At 46.9% G+C, this 17,846-nt stretch carries 18 protein-coding genes; 12 read left to right on the top strand and 6 right to left on the bottom strand.

All coding sequences use genetic code 11. From position 1 onward, the window contains the following. Positions 1-260: 260 nt before the first annotated feature. From BN1080_RS12035 to BN1080_RS12020, 4 genes are all read left to right on the top strand, one after another. Positions 261-482, top strand: coding sequence for a hypothetical protein (locus BN1080_RS12035; RefSeq protein ID WP_052652326.1), 222 nt, complete (start codon positions 261-263; stop codon positions 480-482). A 110-nt stretch (positions 483-592) separates the two neighbouring features. Next, positions 593-1,789: a cytochrome P450 family protein gene (locus BN1080_RS12030; RefSeq protein WP_052652325.1), complete on the top strand. Its 1,197-nt coding sequence runs from the start codon at positions 593-595 to the stop codon at positions 1,787-1,789. A gap of 91 nt (positions 1,790-1,880) precedes the next feature. Next, entirely contained in the window at positions 1,881-3,167 is a 1,287-nt protein-coding gene (locus BN1080_RS12025; protein WP_052652323.1) for a DUF2254 domain-containing protein, read from the top strand. An 87-nt stretch (positions 3,168-3,254) separates the two neighbouring features. Further along, positions 3,255-3,659 carry a YndM family protein gene (locus BN1080_RS12020; RefSeq protein WP_052652321.1) on the top strand — a complete coding sequence of 135 codons (405 nt, stop codon included), beginning with the start codon at positions 3,255-3,257 and terminating at the stop codon, positions 3,657-3,659. Positions 3,660-3,698: 39 nt separating this feature from the next. Here the strand turns inward: BN1080_RS12020 and BN1080_RS12015 are convergent, their stop codons facing one another. From BN1080_RS12015 to BN1080_RS12005, 3 genes are all read right to left on the bottom strand, one after another. Continuing rightward, the gene (locus BN1080_RS12015) at positions 3,699-4,268 is read right to left on the bottom strand and encodes a hypothetical protein (protein WP_052652320.1); all 570 of its coding nucleotides are present in this window, start codon (positions 4,266-4,268) and stop codon (positions 3,699-3,701) included. A 13-nt stretch (positions 4,269-4,281) separates the two neighbouring features. Beyond that, complete coding sequence (locus BN1080_RS12010) at positions 4,282-5,169, bottom strand: cation diffusion facilitator family transporter (protein WP_052652319.1); 888 nt, start codon at positions 5,167-5,169, stop codon at positions 4,282-4,284. Positions 5,170-5,245: 76 nt separating this feature from the next. Beyond that, positions 5,246-6,550, bottom strand: coding sequence for a hemolysin family protein (locus BN1080_RS12005; protein WP_234398961.1), 1,305 nt, complete (start codon positions 6,548-6,550; stop codon positions 5,246-5,248). Between the two features lie 195 nt (positions 6,551-6,745). On the opposite strand from BN1080_RS12005, the gene chrA reads away from it, so the two are divergent. From chrA to BN1080_RS11990, 3 genes are read left to right on the top strand one after another with little or no spacing between them, the layout of a single operon-like run. Further along, the gene (chrA, locus tag BN1080_RS12000) at positions 6,746-7,915 is read left to right on the top strand and encodes a chromate efflux transporter (protein WP_052652316.1); all 1,170 of its coding nucleotides are present in this window, start codon (positions 6,746-6,748) and stop codon (positions 7,913-7,915) included. A 15-nt stretch (positions 7,916-7,930) separates the two neighbouring features. Then, on the top strand, positions 7,931-9,178 hold the full coding sequence (gene kynU / locus BN1080_RS11995) for a kynureninase (RefSeq protein WP_052652313.1): 1,248 nt from the start codon (positions 7,931-7,933) through the stop codon (positions 9,176-9,178). After that, positions 9,179-9,802, top strand: a complete 624-nt coding sequence (locus BN1080_RS11990) for a cyclase family protein (protein ID WP_324607159.1) — start codon at positions 9,179-9,181, stop codon at positions 9,800-9,802. A gap of 54 nt (positions 9,803-9,856) precedes the next feature. Here the strand turns inward: BN1080_RS11990 and BN1080_RS11985 are convergent, their stop codons facing one another. Together BN1080_RS11985 and BN1080_RS11980 are read right to left on the bottom strand one after the other, a co-directional pair. Further along, on the bottom strand, positions 9,857-10,291 hold the full coding sequence (locus BN1080_RS11985; protein WP_052652311.1) for a low molecular weight phosphatase family protein: 435 nt from the start codon (positions 10,289-10,291) through the stop codon (positions 9,857-9,859). A gap of 170 nt (positions 10,292-10,461) precedes the next feature. Then, positions 10,462-10,980 (bottom strand): universal stress protein, encoded by a 519-nt coding sequence (locus BN1080_RS11980; RefSeq protein ID WP_052652309.1) that lies wholly within the window; start codon positions 10,978-10,980, stop codon positions 10,462-10,464. A 475-nt stretch (positions 10,981-11,455) separates the two neighbouring features. On the opposite strand from BN1080_RS11980, the gene BN1080_RS11975 reads away from it, so the two are divergent. Further along, complete coding sequence (locus BN1080_RS11975; RefSeq protein ID WP_052652307.1) at positions 11,456-13,192, top strand: ABC transporter ATP-binding protein; 1,737 nt, start codon at positions 11,456-11,458, stop codon at positions 13,190-13,192. A 2-nt stretch (positions 13,193-13,194) separates the two neighbouring features. Further along, positions 13,195-14,949: an ABC transporter ATP-binding protein gene (locus BN1080_RS11970; RefSeq protein WP_052652305.1), complete on the top strand. Its 1,755-nt coding sequence runs from the start codon at positions 13,195-13,197 to the stop codon at positions 14,947-14,949. A gap of 108 nt (positions 14,950-15,057) precedes the next feature. Here BN1080_RS11970 and BN1080_RS11965 read toward each other — a convergent pair whose 3' ends face one another. Further along, positions 15,058-15,261 carry a YheE family protein gene (locus tag BN1080_RS11965; protein WP_052652303.1) on the bottom strand — a complete coding sequence of 68 codons (204 nt, stop codon included), beginning with the start codon at positions 15,259-15,261 and terminating at the stop codon, positions 15,058-15,060. Positions 15,262-15,333: 72 nt separating this feature from the next. Between BN1080_RS11965 and BN1080_RS11960 the strand changes: the two genes are divergently transcribed. The 3 genes from BN1080_RS11960 to BN1080_RS11950 all read left to right on the top strand — a co-directional run bounded on the left by BN1080_RS11960 (position 15,334) and on the right by BN1080_RS11950 (position 17,717). Continuing rightward, entirely contained in the window at positions 15,334-16,491 is a 1,158-nt protein-coding gene (locus BN1080_RS11960) for a DUF445 domain-containing protein (protein WP_324607158.1), read from the top strand. Between the two features lie 12 nt (positions 16,492-16,503). Continuing rightward, a complete protein-coding gene (locus tag BN1080_RS11955; protein ID WP_052652301.1) occupies positions 16,504-16,851 on the top strand; it encodes a YlbF family regulator in 348 nt (115 codons plus the stop codon). 86 nt (positions 16,852-16,937) lie between these two features. Beyond that, positions 16,938-17,717 (top strand): enoyl-CoA hydratase, encoded by a 780-nt coding sequence (locus BN1080_RS11950; RefSeq protein WP_052652299.1) that lies wholly within the window; start codon positions 16,938-16,940, stop codon positions 17,715-17,717. Positions 17,718-17,846: the final 129 nt, after the last annotated feature.

The following is a 17,846-nucleotide window of genomic DNA, read 5'->3' as shown; positions in this document are numbered from 1 at the left end:
GGCATAATGGAAGAAGCGTATCGTTAGCGATACACAGAGCGGGACATTATGGATTGGATTTGCGGTATAAAAAACAATGAAATAGCCATAATGCCTCACCTCTTTCTTCAAGTTACTCTAAAGATACTGGATAAGCTGAAAATGGTCAACCCTTTTTCAGAAAAATTATTATTGTCAATTTTTCTTGATGCTGTTAAACCTGTTCCAAAAAGGGGTATGCACTAGAATAAGCAATGAATACGGGAAGAGGAGGGAAACGGATGGCACAGGCAAAATGGCTAAAACTCGGAGCGGCTGCATTTCTTTCGGTCGGCATGCTTGCCGCATGCGGAGACGGTGATGGAGATGGAGACGACGATACGATAGAAGTAGACGATCCTGTCACTGGAGATGAAGATCCTGAAGGCGAAGGCCCCCAAGGTGAAGACCAGACAGATGATGATTTAGAAGAACAAAACCAAGACGGTGACGAAGCAGAATAAACCAGCAAAAGGCCACTCTCGAAGTGGTCTTTTGTATTTCAAAAATAAGGAAATAGGATGAGTCTTTTCTTGGCCTCAATGGGTATAGATAACAAAAAGGAGGGGAATCAATGGATTCATCACATTCAAAAAATGCCGGCTTATTCTCGCACGAGTTTACGCGGAATCCGTACCCGGTTTATTCAAAGCTCCGCAGGATGGATCCCATCCATCAAGTGCGCTTTCCGGATGGGCAGCACGGCTGGCTTGTGACCCGTTACGAAGACGGGGCGGCGTTATTAAAAGACCCGCGTTTTATCAAAGATTTCTCCAAACTGTACGGCAGCAGCATGGACCAAATGTCCGTTTTCACCCAAAATATGCTGTTTTCCGACCCGCCTGACCATAAACGCCTCCGGGGATTGGCACAAAAAGCGTTTACGCCGAAAATGATTGCCGGCATGCGCGGCAGAATCGAAGAAATCACGGAAGAATTATTAGCAGAAATGGCGAACAAAGATCAAGTGGACCTGATCGACGAATTCGCTTTTCCGCTGCCGATCATCGTCATCTGCGAAATTCTCGGCGTGCCGTCGGAAGACCGCGACAAATTCCGCCGCTGGTCGAATTCGTTGATTGAAGGGACGAGCGGCGAAGCCGGCGTCAGCGTTTACGAACATATGACGCAGTTTGTCCAATATTTAGGGCAGTGGTTTGCAACCGTGCGCGAACAGCCTGGCGAAGATTTGATCAGCAAGCTTATCATTGCAGAAGAAGAAGGGGACCGGCTGACCGAAAAAGAATTGTACGGCTTAGTATCGCTGCTGATTATCGCCGGCCATGAAACGACCGTCAATTTGATTGGAAATACGGTCCTGTCTTTATTGGCCAATCCGGAACAGCAGCAGCTCTTGAAGGAAAATCCGGAAATGATCACTCAAGCCCTTGAAGAATCGCTGCGCTTTAACGGGCCTGTGGAGTTCAGCACTTCAAGATGGGCAAATGAAGACATGGAATTCCAAGGGAAGCAATTCCATCGCGGTGATTTGGTAGTCGTATCATTGAACGCAGCCAATCACGATCCCGAACGGTTTTTGGGTCCAGAAGTCTTTGATATCCGCCGTGAAAAGAGTCCGCATCTTGCATTCGGAATGGGCATCCATTTTTGCTTAGGTGCGCCTCTTGCCAGACTGGAAGGCGAGATTGCCATTTCGAAACTGCTCGACAGGTTTCCGGATCTGGAATTGGCAGTAGAAGAAAAGGAATTGGACTGGCGCCCGGGCATGATTGTCCGTGGAGTGAAAGAAATTCCTCTTCGGATACAGTAAAAGGCTGGGACATGCTCCCGGCCTTTTGGTTTGTATTCTTTTTGAAAAGGGAAACTACGGGCTAACTTGGTATAGAAAGCTGGGATGACGGATGAAGCCCGTTTCTTATTTATTCAAAGAAAAAATTTGGATTACGCCCGCCTTATACAGCATTGGGGCAATTCTGCTGTCATTGGGGGCATTTTATCTCGATTTGCTGGTGATCGGCAAAATTGACGACTACATTCCTTCCATCTTTTTGACGAAAGTGGAGGACGGGCAGACCATCTTGGGGATATTGACCGCCGCGATGCTGACGATGACGACATTTACGTTTTCAACTGTGCTGGTCGTGCTGACCATGTATACGTCCCAATTTTCTCCGCGCGCGCCTGAAAATTTCATCAGAAGCGCCACGACCCGCCATGTACTCGGCATCTTCCTGGGAGGCTTCTTGTATAATATGCTGTCACTTCTGTATATGCAGGAAGAGGTGTTTGGCCATGAAGTGCTGTCGACATGGATCGGGATCGTCATCGTTTTCTTTTGCATTGCGACTTTTGCCTATTATATCCACTTTGTCGCGACCAACATCCAGGTCAGCACCTTGATCAATAAATTAATCGGAGATGCTGAGAAAGTCATCGCTTATTACAAAAGTTTATACGATCAAAAGCATGCCACGCTGGAAAATTGGAAGCCGCAAACATTGGAAGGAACGGTGAACGCTGAAAAAGCGGGGTATGTTCAATTCATCGATCTGGCAGAACTTGTAGAGATTGCTGAAAACGGACAGGCAGAGATTGAAGTATTGGTGACAATCGGCGATTACGTCTTTGAAGGAAAGCCGATCATGAAAATCCACTCGAATAGTCCAAACAAAGTGGATGTAAATGAAAAAATATTGATCGGGGACGAACGGACAGCTGAGCAGGATTTGGGGTACGCGGTGCAAAAAATAATCGAAGTGGCTATCCGGGCAATTTCTCCGGGAAGGCAAGATCCGAACACGGCCAATGATATTCTGATACGGCTCGGCCACGTCCTCGGCGAGATGGGCCACTTGATGACAGATGGTTTGGTGTTGGCGGATGAAGCCGGCCATAACCGGCTGCTTTACCGTTTCTCCGCCTATAGCGATGTTCTGTATAAAGCTTTTTATCAAATTGCCTACCACAGTAAAAAAGACGTCTCCGTATTTATTGCCATGGCGGATTCGCTGATTGTCGCGGCATCAATAGCACCTGAGATGCGGCACGAGACAATTTGGAAAACGATGCAATACATTTTGGAGAGTCTCGACGAAGGGGAATTGAAGTCGCTAGACCGGGAGTTCCTCCAGCAGAAAGTTGATGAATTGGCAGCACTGACCGGACATGAAAAAACGAATATTGTATAAGGAATTAGTACGAAATAATTAGAGAAGAGGATTAAGCGGAAGAAAAGCGGGAATAGAAACAATAACAACCAAGAAGGAGGGGAGAGCATGAATCATGTAAAAGCATTGGCCATGAAATTTGTTATGATTGCTGCGGTCTTATTGATTATTTTGACGCTATTCTTTGATGTGCCTTTTGGCGACACTTTGTGGATCAGTTTGGTTCTGACATTAGTTGCTTATGTGATGGGCGATTTGATGATCTTCCGCAAAGCGGGCGATCGCTCTGATCAAAACAAACGCAACGCAATTGCGACGGTTTCGGATATTGTCGTAGCGTTTCTAGTGATTTGGTTAATGGGAGAAGCGCTTGTAAGCAATGATGTGAACATTATTACGCCAGCGCTTATTTCTGCGATTGTGATCGGCGGAGGCGAATGGTTCTTCCACAAATACTTGGATCGAAGCGTCTTCCCGGAAAAACATAACCACACACGTTCAACTGCACATTGATAAAAAAAAAGGCCCTCTCAAAAGGGCCTTTTTGCATGTCTATTCTGAAGCTGCATCAATGCGTTCATAGGAACCGCCTGCCTGCTCGATTTTATAGATCAAGGAACCGCTCATTTCAAAAATTTTGCCTGACGACATTTCGATGGAATCTCCGTTCTTAACGTATAGCGCAATGGATTCAACAGAAGTCGTATGATCTTTTTTCCCGATCCGTTCTTCTATTTTCTCAAAGTCCTCCCAGAGGTAGCTGGCTTCAGAGAAAGACAGCGGTGGGTTGTAGATGAATGCATCTTCGGTCATATAATAATAATCGGCAAGCGACAAAGCAACGCCGACGATTCCAAACGCGAAAAGAAGGCCGCTGACCAAATATCTTTTTAAGCGATTTTCAAAGACGGCCAAGGCAATCAATCCGGATGCGAACAAAGCGATGCCGATGCCGCCTGTGATCAAAGAAAGATACGATGTGCCGACGTAGAGAGCTGCAGGCGTAATAAAAACCGTTTTTATCGGATAAAAAACGGCGGTAGGCGCAATAAGCGAAGAAATAAACAAGATGATCGCAACCGTGATGTAGACGATGCGCCTCTGGTCAACAAACTCATACATGGTACATATCCCCCTAACTGGTCCATTCTGGATGCTGATAGTCCGGTTCTATATGTACGTGTATGACACAGTTCGGTTTCACTTTTTGGATTTTTCTTTCAATTTCTTCAGTAATCCAATGGCTTTCAATGACGTTCAGCTCCGGATTGACAGCGACAGTCAAATCGATGAACATGACATTTCCATGATTGCGGCCTTTAAAGTCACGCAGCACACTGACGCCCGGAACTTTGCGGACAAGCACGGACATCGTTTCCACTTCCTCTTCGTCAAACCCGTCAGTCAAGGTCAACACCGATTCTTTGAAAATGTCCAGCGCCGTTTTAATGATGATTATGCCGACGATGAAAGCGGTGATGACATCCAGAATCGGCGCCCCAAGAACAGCCCCGGCAATCCCGATGCCAGCGCCAATGCTGACTAAGGCATCCGACCGGTTGTCGTAAGCCGCAGCACGCACAGCGGAGCTTTTGATTTCATTGCTGAGTTTCAAGTTATAGCGGTATACGAAATACATGACCACCGCACTGAAAACGGCAATCCCCGCCGTATAGAGGGAAGGGGTTTCCGCTGCAGGTTCGAAAAAGCTGCGGACAGCTCCGCTCAATACTTGAAGCCCAATCACTGCCATGATGAACGAAGCAAGCAGCGACGCAATGGTTTCTGCCCGCAAATGGCCATAATGATGGTTTTCATCCGGCGGTTTTTGAGAAATGCGAAGGCCGATCAGTACGGCCAGTGAAGCAATAATATCCGTCAAGTTGTTGAGTCCGTCCGCCGTCAAAGCTTCCGAGGAGCCGACATACCCGAAGAAGAGCTTGATCGCACTTAGGAAAACGTAGGCCCCGATGCTGATCCATGCGCCTTTTTCCCCTTTGCGCAAATTTGTATAAAGCTCCATAAAGTTTCCTGCCTCCAAGTCTTCTAAACAAAGGGAAACGACTCTCGAATGAGAGCCGTTTCGTTTGAATGTCGAATTATAAGGGTTCTGCTTTTTGCACTTCCAAATAGAGGATATGGTGTCCTTCTACATCTTTAGCTAAAAACTCATAGCCCTGTTCTATAATTTTTTGCCCTCTTATTGTATCAAAACTCTCCGACATAAACCAGCCTCCGATTGTATCAATATCGTCATCATCTATGCGGATGCCTAATAACTCATTGACATGGCCAATCAAGATTTTCGCATCAATAAGGTAATGGCTATCGCCAAGCCGCCTGATTTCCGGAATTTCATCTCCATCAAATTCATCCTGGATCTCACCGACGATTTCTTCCAGAATGTCTTCGATTGTCACCAAACCGGAAGTGCCGCCGTATTCATCTTGGAGAATCGCTAAATGAATGCGTTCTTGCTGGATCTTCAAGAGCAATTCATTAATTTTAATGGTCTCGATTACTTGGATCACAGGCTTCATAAATTGTTCCACCGTCAAATCGCCGACCGTGGGATCATGGATAAAAGCAGCCATTAAGTTTTTCATATTGACGACGCCTAAAACGTGGTCGCGGTCGCCGTCAATGACGGGATAGCGTGTGTATTGCTGGACGCCGACAGTCTTGAAAACTTCACGAAGCGTGGAATCTTTTTCCAAAGTGCACATAGCCGTCCGCGGAACTTTGATTTCTCTCGCAATGCGTTCATCAAATTCAAAAATCTTATGGACATATTCGAATTCCGAAACATTGATTTCTCCGTTTTTCAGACTGTCGCTTAAAATGGTTTTGATGTCTTCTTCTGTATGGGACCATTCTTTTTGGCTCGCCGGAGCGAAACCGAATAAGGACGACAACAGGCGCGCTGCAGCTTTGAAAAGGGCAATGGGAATAAAAAGGATGCGGTATGTCCAGATGAGAAGACCGGCATTTGCCAGTAGGATGCTTTCGGCTTTTTTTGCCGCAAATGTTTTCGGAATCAGTTCACTGACAATGACAAGCGTGAAAACTAGGAGTGCAAAGAGAATGAAAAAGACAATCGTATTTGGGCCGGCATCGGCTATCGTCGAAACCGCCATCATCGCAGGGAAGAAATGGGCGGCAATCGAATAGCTCAGCCATCCGATTCCAAGCGTGCACATGACGATTCCAAGTTGGCAGGCGAACAGGTAATTATCGGCATGGGCGATGATGCTTTTGACGGCTTTGTGTTTCAGCTGCTGATCGGCAAGCAGCTGATCGATTCGGGAGATCCGGACTTTCACGATCGCAAACTCACTGGCAGAGAAAAATGCCAAGGCCGCGATTAAGACAGCAGATGCTGCCAATTGTATGGGGATGTCCAAATAGCACCTCTGCTCCAAATGAAAAAGAAGCAGAGTTTTCACCTCCTGATTTAAAAAGCTTGGCTTTATTTTAATGATAAAATAGTTCGGAATAAAAAACAAACTATTCTGAAAAATATCTTTACAAAGTTGTAATATGCTTTCATATAAGTAATCCGTTATGCTTTTAGAAACAGCTTAGATAAGGAGAGGCTTATGAAAAAATCGACTTATGGAGAAATTTTAAAAGCATCCACAAAACTCGGGCTCACTTCTTTTGGTGGTCCGACAGCTCATCTAGGGTATTTTCGGGAAGAATATGTAGTGAAAAGAAAATGGCTGGATGACAAAGCTTATGCAGATTTAGTAGCTTTGTGCCAATTCCTTCCCGGCCCTGCAAGTTCCCAAGTGGGGATTTCAATCGGAATGCTGCGGGGAGGGATATTCGGAGGGTTTTTATCTTGGTTCGGCTTTACGATGCCGTCAGTCATTCTCCTCATCCTTTTTGCCATGCTCGTGACAAACGGCTCTTTTGACAGCGGCTGGATCCATGGATTGAAGATTGTCGCGGTTGCTGTAGTCGCACATGCGTTGCTTGGCATGGGGAAATCGCTGGCTCCGGATAAACCGAGAATTGCTTTGGCGGTGGCAGCTGCAGCAGCCGTTTTGTTGATGCCGACAGCCTGGGCACAAATTGGCGTTATTTTGCTTGCCGGCGTGGTCGGTTATGTCGTGTACCGGAAGGAAGAGGCACCTGAAGCAGTGAAACTTGTCCTGACGTTCGGCAAAAAGACAGGAATCGCAGCTTGGACAATTTTTGCCGGTTTGCTCGTCGGTTTGCCGCTGCTTCGCCCACTCATTGAATCGAGTTATTATGCGATTTTTGATATTTTCTACCGCGTCGGATCGATTGTCTTTGGCGGGGGGCATGTCGTGCTTCCCATGCTTGAGCGGGAAGTCGTCCCGAATTGGATGACAGCCGACCTGTTCATTTCAGGTTACGGAGCAGCCCAAGCTGTACCGGGCCCGCTATTTACATTAGCCGGCTATTTAGGGCAATTGATGGAAGGGGGACTTGGAGCAGCGCTTGCCGTCATTGCCATGTTCTTGCCTTCGTTTTTGCTGGTGGTCGGAACTTTGCCGTTCTGGAGCATCATCCGCACCAAATCATCTGTCCAAGCCGCTTTAAAAGGGGTCAATGCAGCCGTGGTCGGGATCTTGCTGGCCGCTTTATATGATCCGGTCTTCACTTCAGCAATCCGGGTTCCGGCAGACTTCGCCATTGCCGTATTTGCCTTTGCAATGTTAGTCTATTTTAAACTGGCACCGTGGATTGTCGTTTTGATTACGGCGTTGCTGGGTGCAGGAGCCTATGCAGTTTCATAACGAGGAGGAAGCAAGATGTCTGTGCAGAAAGATCAAATGGATTTATTCGCTCTTTATAAAGAGGAATTTTATCAAAGCAAAAACCAACTATATATGGATGGAAATTCACTCGGATTAATGTCGAAGCGTTCCGAACGGAAGTTGATTGAGCTGGCGGATAGCTGGAAAGTTTACGGCATCGAAGGCTGGACGGAAGGAAATCACCCTTGGTTCACGTTGGCGGAAAACTTGAGCGCGAGAATTGCGCCGCTTGCCGGCGCTCTTCCGCATGAAGTGATGGTCACCGGTTCGATCACAGCGAATATCCACCAAATGCTGTCGACCGTTTTTCAGCCGACGGAAGAACGGTTTGCGATTGTCGTCGATGAATTGAATTTTCCGTCTGATATTTATGCAGTGGAAAGCCATCTGCGCCTTCGCGGCTTAGATCCGGCTACGGCGATGAGGAAAGTAAAAAGCCGGGACGGCTATACACTGCAAATGGAAGACATTGAAGAGCAATTGACCGAAGATGTGGCTGTGCTGTTGTTGCCGTCGGTTCTGTACCGGAGCGGGCAATTATTGCCGATGCAGGATATTGCGAAAGCGGCACACGAAAAAGGGATACTCGCCGGATTTGATTTGGCCCATTCCATTGGCGCTCTTCCGCACGACTTGCACAGCATCGGGGCGGATTTCGCTGTTTGGTGCCATTACAAGTACATGAACTCAGGACCTGGCGGCACAGGTGGACTTTACATCCATGAACGGCACCATCATTTGCTTCCGGGCAATGCCGGCTGGTTCGGATCAGACAAGGCGAAGCAATTCGATATGGACCATGAATTCTCAAAGGCGGAAGGGGCCGGAGCTTATCAGATTGGTACGCCGAATATTTTCAGCATGGCGCCTTTGCTTGGAAGCGTAGAAATTTTCGAAGAACTGGGCATAGATAACATTCGGAAGCGGTCGCTGCAGTTGACGAGCCGCTTGCGTGAATTGATTGCAGAAAAACTGCCGGAATTTCAAAATGTTACTCCAGCAGGGGACAAAGAACGAGGCGGGCATATTGCGCTTGCCCATCCGGAAGCGGCAAGAATCTGCAAAGCGTTGAAGGAAGAAGGGGTTGTTCCGGATTTTCGGGCTCCGGACATTATCCGGTTAGCGCCTGTTGCCTTGTATATTTCTTTCGAAGACGTCGAAGAAATGGTGGCCCGGCTGGAGAAGATCATGAAACAGGAACTTTATAAAAACTATTCCAACGAAAGAAATGTGGTGGCGTAAATGAAAAAGATGGAAATATTGGATATCACAATGAGCTTGAGCAGCCGGACACCCGAGTGGCCGGGAGATGTAGCATTCGACTATAAACTTTCCACCACGAAAGAAGAAAGCGGTTCAGTGAATGTCGGGCAATTCACAACAAGCACCCATATCGGCACACATGTGGATGCACCTTTCCATTACGATGACCGCGGCATTAAAATAGATGAACTGCCTTTGGATGTTTACCGATCAACTGCTCAAGTGGCAGATGTCCGGGGATTGGAAAAAATCACGCCGGAAGATTTGCCGGTGCTCGAAGAAGGTGTCACCACTCTCCTATTAAAATCGGATACATGGAAAGACCGGACGCAATTTCCGGATTTTTGGCCGCTGTTCGATCCGCGTATAGCGGAGTGGATGGCAGAAAAGGGAATCCGGCTTCTTGGCGTAGATGTTCCATCGGTAGATGCTGAAACAAGCAAGGAATTGCCGATGCATATGGCCATGAACCGAAACGGGCGCTTTATTCTCGAAGGCATTGTCTTAGACGATGTGGAAGCGGGTGTCTACGAACTGATTGCGCTTCCGTTAAAGATCAAAGGAGCGGAAGGCAGCCCGGTACGTGCGGTTCTGTACCGTTAAATAAGTATCAAGCATCACAATAAAACCCTCCACTTGGCCATCAAGTAGAGGGTTTTACATATAGTTAGACCGGAAATAAGGTTCCAAGCCTTTTATATTCATGGCAATTTCATCGCAGACTTCCTGGTAAATCGCCCATTGTTCCGACTCGTCCGATGCGCGCAGTTCGGGATTGCGGATATTCCAGCGGACCAACTTTTGTGCAGGCAAGTCGGAAGGAATGTCAGCAGATTCAAAATCACCATCATGCAAGGCGACGATCAAGTCCGCTTCGCTCACTTCTTTTGAATCGTAAAAGCGCGGTTCTACGTCAGGTACGTCCAGAACAATTTCTTTCATGATTTCATATGGGGTCTCTGATTGTAATGGCTGGCTCCATGCAGCGCTCCGAATATCCCAATCGGGGAGATTGAGGCGGTTGGCCCAAATTTCAGCCATGAGCCCGCGATGCTGCTGCGGAGACAGGAAATAGACCGTATGTTTAGTCATAGCTGTGCCCTTCTTCCTTTATTCAATTTTCTTTTTTTCTATTAGTAATGTTTACCCATCTGTAATATTTGTAAACTAATATTTTTATGTGGTTTTATTGAAAGTTTGGGAGCAATAAGGAAGCCTGGCCGCCAAAGCTTATTTCTAAGCTCGTGGACCAGGCTTCCCCTTTACTTGACCACTAGCACGGAACAAGATGCTTCTTTCAATAGTTTCTTGCTGACAGATCCGACGAAGAACTTTTGGAGGCCTGATTTTCCGCTGTTGCCGATAATCAGCAAATCGATTTGCTGTTCTTCGATGAATGCTGGAATCATTTTAGCCGCATTGCCCTCGAGCGCCAGTACATTGCCTTCTATTTGATGGGCATCAAGCTGCTGCTGGATCGAATTATGCATATGCTTTGAAAACCCAATGGAGTCGTCTGCATAATCCTTTGGAACGCGGTATCCCTCCTCGCCGATTTCCGGGGGCATGAACTGGGCATAATTGCTGTCTACATTCGCAGACACCACCGGAGCAGAAGCGCCGCCGGCTTCCATGAATCCGATGCTTTCCCTCACTTCTTCGTTGACATAAATTACGTTCAATTTGCTTTCAGGAAAGGACTTTTTAATATCAAGCGCTTTTTCCAACGCAATTTTACTGCCATCAGATCCGTCATAGGCAACTGCAAGATTCTGATACATATGGAGTTCCTCCTATCCTGCTTCTTTACTCATAAACTACCCTCCAATCAATTGAGAAAAACATCCGCTGTCAGTAAGTTTGAAAAAATATATTCGAAAAATCTTGACAATTCAAAATTGTTGGTGGTAATCTTAAAGTACTAAATCGGAGAAAAGGGAGGTTATGGCAATGAAAAAAGTAGCATTGGTACATTCATCAAACTTAATAGCATTGTCAGATCGGCCCAAATTTTCCCGTTGAATTAATTCGGTAATTGGATATCCAGGGGCAGGTCTGCAAACCTGCCTTTTTTTCATGCGCGTGCGCCTAAAAATAGGTGTGCGCTTTTTTGGGTTTAATCGGCGATTGCTGTTTAAATAAATAAAAGATCGAAGGAGAGAATGAAGATGAAAACACTTCAACAACGGAAAATCATGATCAAGGAATCGCTAGAAGGCGATTAGTTAAAATCGAAGAAGAGAGAAGGAATAAGAAATGTTTAGTGTTTTATGGAAATTAAGATGGTTTTTTAAAGAAAATTGGCTGCGCTACACCATTGCAGTTGGACTTCTATTTATTGCGAATATCCTTGAAATTATCCCGCCTTGGCTGATCGGAGTCGCTATCGATTCCATTGCCCAAGAGCAGTTAACGGTTCTTTTGCTTTGGCAATATGTCGGCGTGTTGGCCATTTCGATGGTCCTCGCGTATCTCATCAATTTTGTCTGGCAATACCAGTTGTTCGGCGGCGCTTATGTCATCGAGCGGCAGCTCCGGTCGAGTTTGATGGGGCATTTCTTGAAGATGACCCCGACGTTCTTTGAAAAGAACCGGACCGGGGATTTGATGGCGCGTGCCACCAATGACTTGCGGGCGATTTCGGAAACAGCGGGATTCGGTATTTTGACGCTTGTCGATTCGACGCTTTATATGGCAACAATCATCGTAGCCATGGGCTACCTGGTGTCATGGGAATTGACTTTCTTTGCGTTGATTCCGTTGCCGATCCTGGCAATCATCGTGCAAATATTGGGCAAGAAAATTCATGTGCGCTATATGGCGGCCCAGGATGCATTCGGTGACATGAATGACAGCGTATTGGAATCGGTAGGCGGCGTCCGGGTCGTCCGGGCTTATGTGCAGGAACGGTCTTCCGAAAAAGATTTCGCCGCGATGACCGAAGATGTCTATGAAAAAAACATGGCCGTTGAACGGATCGACGCTTTATTTGCGCCGGTAACAAAAGTGCTGACGACAATCAGCTATATGATCGGGCTTGGCTACGGGGCTTTCTTAGTCGCCGAAGGCAGCATGACGCTCGGCGATCTGGTCGCATTCAACGTCTACTTAGGAATGATCGTTTGGCCGATGTTCGCCATTGGAGAATTGATCAACACCTTGCAGCGAGGCAATGCGTCTCTCGACCGGGTCAATGAAACCTTGGATTACAAGGAAGATGTAGTTGATCCGGAGCATCCGGTCTTTACGGAAAAACCCGAGCATATCGGTTTCCGGGATTTCAATTTCACGTATCCGCAATCCAGTTCGATCAACCTGCAAGGCATTAATTTGTCGATGAACAGCGGGCAGACGCTCGGGATCGTCGGGAAGACGGGAAGCGGAAAAACGACTTTCGTCAAACAATTGATGCGGGAGTATCCACTCGGCGACGGCTCGATCTCGATGAACGGCATCGATTTGAGCGATCTATCGAAAGACCAGCTTCGCGGCTGGATCGGCTATGTGCCGCAAGACCATGTGCTGTTCTCCCGCACCATCCGCGCCAATATCCTTTTCGGCAAATCGGATGCGACAGCGGAAGATATTGATCAGGCCATTCGCTTGTCTCACTTTGAGAAAGATTTGGCGATGCTGCCGAATGGTTTGGACACCTTGGTCGGAGAAAAGGGTGTCGCTTTATCGGGTGGACAGAAGCAGCGCATTTCGATTGCCCGGGCACTCATTAAGAATCCGGAAATCCTTATTTTGGATGATTCGCTTTCTGCTGTAGATGCGAAAACGGAAGCGAAAATCATCGAGAATATCCAGGCGGAAAGAGCCGGGAAAACGACCATAATTACGACGCATCGTCTATCTGCTGTACACCATGCAGATTGGATCGTCGTACTGGATGACGGAAAAGTCATCGAAGAAGGAACCCATGAAGATTTGCTGAAAGCTAAAGGTTGGTACAATGAGCAATACCTCCGACAGCAGATCGAGGAGGTGTAAAAATGGGGACAGGAAAACGTTTAATTAAATACGCTATGCAATTTAAAAAGATTTTGCTTGGGGGCTTGATGCTCTTAGCGGTAGCAGTGGCAGCCGACTTGGCAGCGCCGCTCATTGCAAAGGAAATCATCGATAACCACATTGCCCCGGCAAACGGAACCGTGAATTTTGAACCGATTGCTTACCTATTGGCCATTTTCTTAGGGCTTGGGGTAGTCGCGTCAATCTTCCGGTATTTGGAATATATCTTCCTGCAAAAAGGGGCGAACAGCATTATCAAAAAGATGCGGAATGATGTCTTCGAGCATGTCCAGACCTTGCCGATCCGCTATTTTGATAGCCTTCCTGCAGGAAAAGTCGTTTCCCGGATCACGAATGATACAGAAGCAATCCGGGAACTGTTTGTGACGGTGTTATCTCAATTTGCCACGAGCTTCATGTATATGGCCGGAATTTACGCCGCCTTGTTCTATTTGGACTGGCAGCTGGCTTCGATGATGCTCGTGTTGATTCCGCTGCTGTATGGCTGGATGCTGGTCTACCGGAAGTTCGCAGCGAAATACAATCATGTCGTCCGCGAAAAATTGAGCGATATGAACGCGATCATCAACGAATCGATTCAAGGCATGACCATCATCCAGGCTTTCCGCCGCGAAAAACTGATGAAAAATGAATTCGAGGAATTGAATGATAAGCATTATAAATTCCAGCAAAAACTCTTGATTTTGGAAGCAACGGCTTCCCATAACATGGTCGGCGTTTTGCGTTCGCTCATCTTTATTCTCTTCATCTGGTATTTCGGCACGGCTTCGATGAGCGTCAATTCGGCTGTCACGGTCGGCGTTTTATACGCGTTTGTCGATTACATTATCCGCTTGTTCAATCCGATCAGCGGAATCGTCAACCAGTTTGCGAAATTGGAGCAGGCGTTGGTTGCGGCAGAACGGGTTTTCCGTTTGCTTGACCGCACCGGCGAACCGGTCAGCGATGAGAAAATTGCCCGCTACCGCGGAAATGTACGGTTTGAAAACGTCTGGTTTGCTTATGAGGAAGATGAATATGTGCTGAAGGATATTTCGTTTGAAGCGAAGCAAGGGGAGACCGTGGCATTAGTAGGGCATACGGGATCCGGAAAAAGTTCCATTATGAACTTATTGTTCCGCTTCTATGATGTCACAGAAGGCGCCATTAAAATTGATGGCATGAACATCAACGATATGACGCGCCAAGCGGTCCGGGAACATATGGGCATTGTTTTGCAAGACCCTTATTTGTTCACCGGAACGATTGAATCCAATATCACACTCGGCGATTCGCGGATTTCGCGGCAACGAGTGGAAGAAGCGCTGGCTGCGGTCGGCGGCGAGCGGGTATTGAAGCATTTGCCGAAAGGCATTGACGAACCGGTTGTCGAAAAAGGAAGCACCTTGTCTTCCGGCCAGCGCCAATTGGTATCATTTGCGCGGGCGCTCGCATTCGATCCGGCGATCCTCATTTTGGATGAAGCCACTTCGAATATCGATACAGAAACGGAAGAAATCATCCAGCATGCGATGGAAGTGCTGAAAAAAGGGCGGACCACCTTTATTATTGCCCACCGTCTGTCAACGATTAAAAATGCGGACCGCATTTTGGTACTGGACCACGGCCGGATTGCCGAAGCAGGTTCACATGATGAACTGATGAAACTCGGCGGCCAATATTATCAGATGTATCAAATTCAATCAGGGATGTCTCCTACCCAAATTGTTGGGTAAGAGGGCTTTCCCTTTTTTTATTGTTCAGGAATTTAAGCCTAATAGCTATTGCTGTTAAATTTTCTTTCGGTTACATATAATAAAAAAGCGCCGGAACTTTCCAGCGCATTAATCGTATACATGGAAGAGCATCAATTCGTGGATCATAGTTTTGACCTGTTCCGCATCTTGAGGTTCTTTGGAGACCCAGACAATCGATCCATCCGGATGGTATTCTCCAGTAATGCGTTCGTTCTTATAGAAGAAAGAAACAATCCAGCCAGGCAGCTGGCGGTTTTCAAACATGGGTTTAAATTTAAAGTGCTGAAGCATGTAAATCCTCCTTTAAGTTCTTCTCTCCATTATAGGGGATGAGAAGCGATTCACAAAGACAAAAAGAAATGAGTGAAGGTCTTGAATATTTTAGTGACGGTTGCGTTGATGGCGATTTTGGGTGCGTTGATCGGTGGGATTACCAACTTTATCGCGATAAAGATGCTTTTCCGGCCGTATAAAGCGGTCTATATCGGAAACTGGCGATTGCCCTTTACACCGGGGCTGATTCCGAAGCGGCGAGACGAATTATCGACGCAGCTGGGCCGCACCATCGTCCAGCATTTGCTGACGCCGGAAACATTTAAAAAACGTTTTTTCAATGAAGAGATGCGCAATAAAGCTGAAAGATGGATTCGGAAGCAATTGGAAATGCACGTTTTTCATTCGCCAAAAACCTTAAATGACTGGTTGGAAGGCGCGGGCCAAGGGGGCTTGGATTTAAAAATTGAAGCGAAGCTTGATGAATTGGTAGACCGCCAGACGGTGTCGATCCGCAATTATGTGGAAGGCAAAACCATTAAAGAATTGATGCCTGAGAATTGGCGCGATGAAACGGAGCAAAAGATGATCCAAGGCGTTAAATATGCCATCGACCAAGGATCGGATTATTTTGCTTCATTGGAAGGGCGCCAGACAATCAAGACATTCATCGACGAATTTTTATCTTCCCGCGGAAGATTCGGCAATATGCTTCATTCCTTGCTTGGCGAGTCGAAGAGCATTGTCGACCGCATCCAGCCGGAAATCATCAAATTCTTGAATTCGCCGCGCACGTTTGAGCTGGTCATCACGCTTGCTTACGGGGAGTGGGAAAAGCTGCAAAACCGCAAAGCGGATGACTTCTTGAAGGAGTTTGACTTTGAACCGGCAATCGGCGCAGTTAAAGAATATGTGAAAGAAACAGCGGACATTAAAGGCCGCCTGGATGCGACACTTGCAGAGACTTGGCCGAACGGGTTAGAATGGACAAGTGCAAACATCATCCCGCTTGTTGTGGACTTCGGTTTCCAGCAAGGGGAAGAGAAATTGGAAGAAGCCTTGCAGAAGATCAACATGGAAGGCATGGTAAAAGAGCAAGTCGATTCTCTGCCGTTAAGCCGCCTCGAAGAACTCGTTCTTGGGATTTCGCAAAGGGAATTGAAAATGATTACAGCGCTTGGGTTTTTGCTTGGGGGAATCATCGGGATCGTCCAAGGATTCTTAAGCATCGCGCTGAATACAATGTAGAGGAGAATCATAATGGCAGTAAACATTTATGACGACATCAACAAATTGGAAAGTACATTCCGCAACACGGAGGAATTCACAAAATTGCAAGCGGCAGTGGAAGCTGTGACAGCAGATGCAGAAGCCAACGATTTATTCAAAGGCTTCCGCGATCTTCAAATGACGCTTCAGCAAAAACAAGCACAAGGCGAAGAAATCACAGAAGAAGAAATGATGAGCGCGCAAGCAACAGCTCAAGCAGCTCAAGGCAACCCGAAAATCTTGGCTATGCTTGAAGCCGAAATGGGACTTAGCCAAATCATTGATGAAGTGAACCGCGTCTTGATCAAACCTGTTCAATCTTTATACGAATCAATGTAATCTCACAAAATTAAAGGGATTTCCTTTAGAGACACCGAATACGTAAGATGAATGATAATTCATTTTACGGAAGGGTGTCTTTTTGTATGTATGAAACAATCGAATTAACCAAGCAAGGGCGCACAGCTTACTTAAAATTAAACCGGCCAAAATCGATGAACGCGATGAACGGCACGATGATGAAAGAGTTGGCTGATTGTTTCGAGTCGCTGTTGAATGAAAAAAGCTTGCAAGTGTTGATTATCCACGGAGAAGGAAGAGCCTTTTCTGCAGGCGGAGACATTAAAGAAATGATGGATCCTGAAAATCCGATGGACATCGACCTGGTCATGAAAGAAGTGACGAAGCTTGCGAAAGCGCTTTATACCTTGCCGCAAATTACGATTGCGGCAATCCATGGCGCATCAGCGGGTCTCGGCTTTAGTATGGCACTCGCTTGCGACCACGTGATCGCAGAAGAAAACAGCAAACTCGCCATGAATTTCATCGGCATCGGCCTCGTACCGGATGGCGGCGGGCATTTCTTCATGAAAGAACGCGTCGGCGTCCCGAAAGCGAAGCAATTGATATGGGCTGGACAGACGCTGAAAGCACATGATGCGCTGGCGAAAGGGCTGATCGAAGAAGTGACGGCAGAGGGGCGGGCAATGGAGCATGCAGAAGCGTATGCTGCGGAAGTATTGAGTTCTCCTGTCCAGGCAAGGCTTGCGTCCAAAGAAATCCTTCACCAATTGAAAGTCCGCGAGCTTGAAGCCGTTTTGGAAATGGAAGCGAAAGCCCAGTCGGCGATGCGCAAAAGTGGAGACCACCTGGAAGGGATTCAAGCTTTTGTTGAGAAGCGCAAACCAGAATTTAAAGGGCTGTAGCATGGAAAGCATGGCAATCTTGCCATGCTTTTTTCTTTATGGGATAGTTGCGCGCGTTCGGCAGGAAATGCGCGCGTTCAAAGAGGAATACGCTCGCTCAGGAGAAAATGCGTGCGTTCAAATAAAAAT

Source organism: Planococcus massiliensis (assembly GCF_000821325.1).
GTDB classification, from domain to species: Bacteria; Bacillota; Bacilli; order Bacillales_A; family Planococcaceae; genus Planococcus; species Planococcus ruber.
This window is presented reverse-complemented; position numbering and strand designations above follow the sequence as displayed.

Excerpts from the sequence above, each read along its gene's own strand:
- BN1080_RS12020 (WP_052652321.1), top strand. The coding sequence starts at position 3,255 with ATGAATCATGTAAAAGCATTGGCCATGAAATTTGTTATGATTGCTGCG.
- BN1080_RS11990 (WP_324607159.1), top strand. The coding sequence starts at position 9,179 with ATGAAAAAGATGGAAATATTGGATATCACAATGAGCTTGAGCAGCCGG.
- BN1080_RS11955 (WP_052652301.1), top strand. The coding sequence starts at position 16,504 with ATGGCAGTAAACATTTATGACGACATCAACAAATTGGAAAGTACATTC.
- BN1080_RS11965 (WP_052652303.1), bottom strand. The coding sequence starts at position 15,261 with ATGCTTCAGCACTTTAAATTTAAACCCATGTTTGAAAACCGCCAGCTG.
- BN1080_RS11985 (WP_052652311.1), bottom strand. The coding sequence starts at position 10,291 with ATGACTAAACATACGGTCTATTTCCTGTCTCCGCAGCAGCATCGCGGG.
- BN1080_RS12030 (WP_052652325.1), top strand. The coding sequence starts at position 593 with ATGGATTCATCACATTCAAAAAATGCCGGCTTATTCTCGCACGAGTTT.
- BN1080_RS11980 (WP_052652309.1), bottom strand. The coding sequence starts at position 10,980 with ATGTATCAGAATCTTGCAGTTGCCTATGACGGATCTGATGGCAGTAAA.
- BN1080_RS12010 (WP_052652319.1), bottom strand. The coding sequence starts at position 5,169 with ATGGAGCTTTATACAAATTTGCGCAAAGGGGAAAAAGGCGCATGGATC.
- BN1080_RS11950 (WP_052652299.1), top strand. The coding sequence starts at position 16,938 with ATGTATGAAACAATCGAATTAACCAAGCAAGGGCGCACAGCTTACTTA.
- BN1080_RS11975 (WP_052652307.1), top strand. The coding sequence starts at position 11,456 with ATGTTTAGTGTTTTATGGAAATTAAGATGGTTTTTTAAAGAAAATTGG.
- BN1080_RS12025 (WP_052652323.1), top strand. The coding sequence starts at position 1,881 with ATGAAGCCCGTTTCTTATTTATTCAAAGAAAAAATTTGGATTACGCCC.
- BN1080_RS12035 (WP_052652326.1), top strand. The coding sequence starts at position 261 with ATGGCACAGGCAAAATGGCTAAAACTCGGAGCGGCTGCATTTCTTTCG.
- BN1080_RS11970 (WP_052652305.1), top strand. The coding sequence starts at position 13,195 with ATGGGGACAGGAAAACGTTTAATTAAATACGCTATGCAATTTAAAAAG.
- BN1080_RS12015 (WP_052652320.1), bottom strand. The coding sequence starts at position 4,268 with ATGTATGAGTTTGTTGACCAGAGGCGCATCGTCTACATCACGGTTGCG.
- kynU (WP_052652313.1), top strand. The coding sequence starts at position 7,931 with ATGTCTGTGCAGAAAGATCAAATGGATTTATTCGCTCTTTATAAAGAG.
- chrA (WP_052652316.1), top strand. The coding sequence starts at position 6,746 with ATGAAAAAATCGACTTATGGAGAAATTTTAAAAGCATCCACAAAACTC.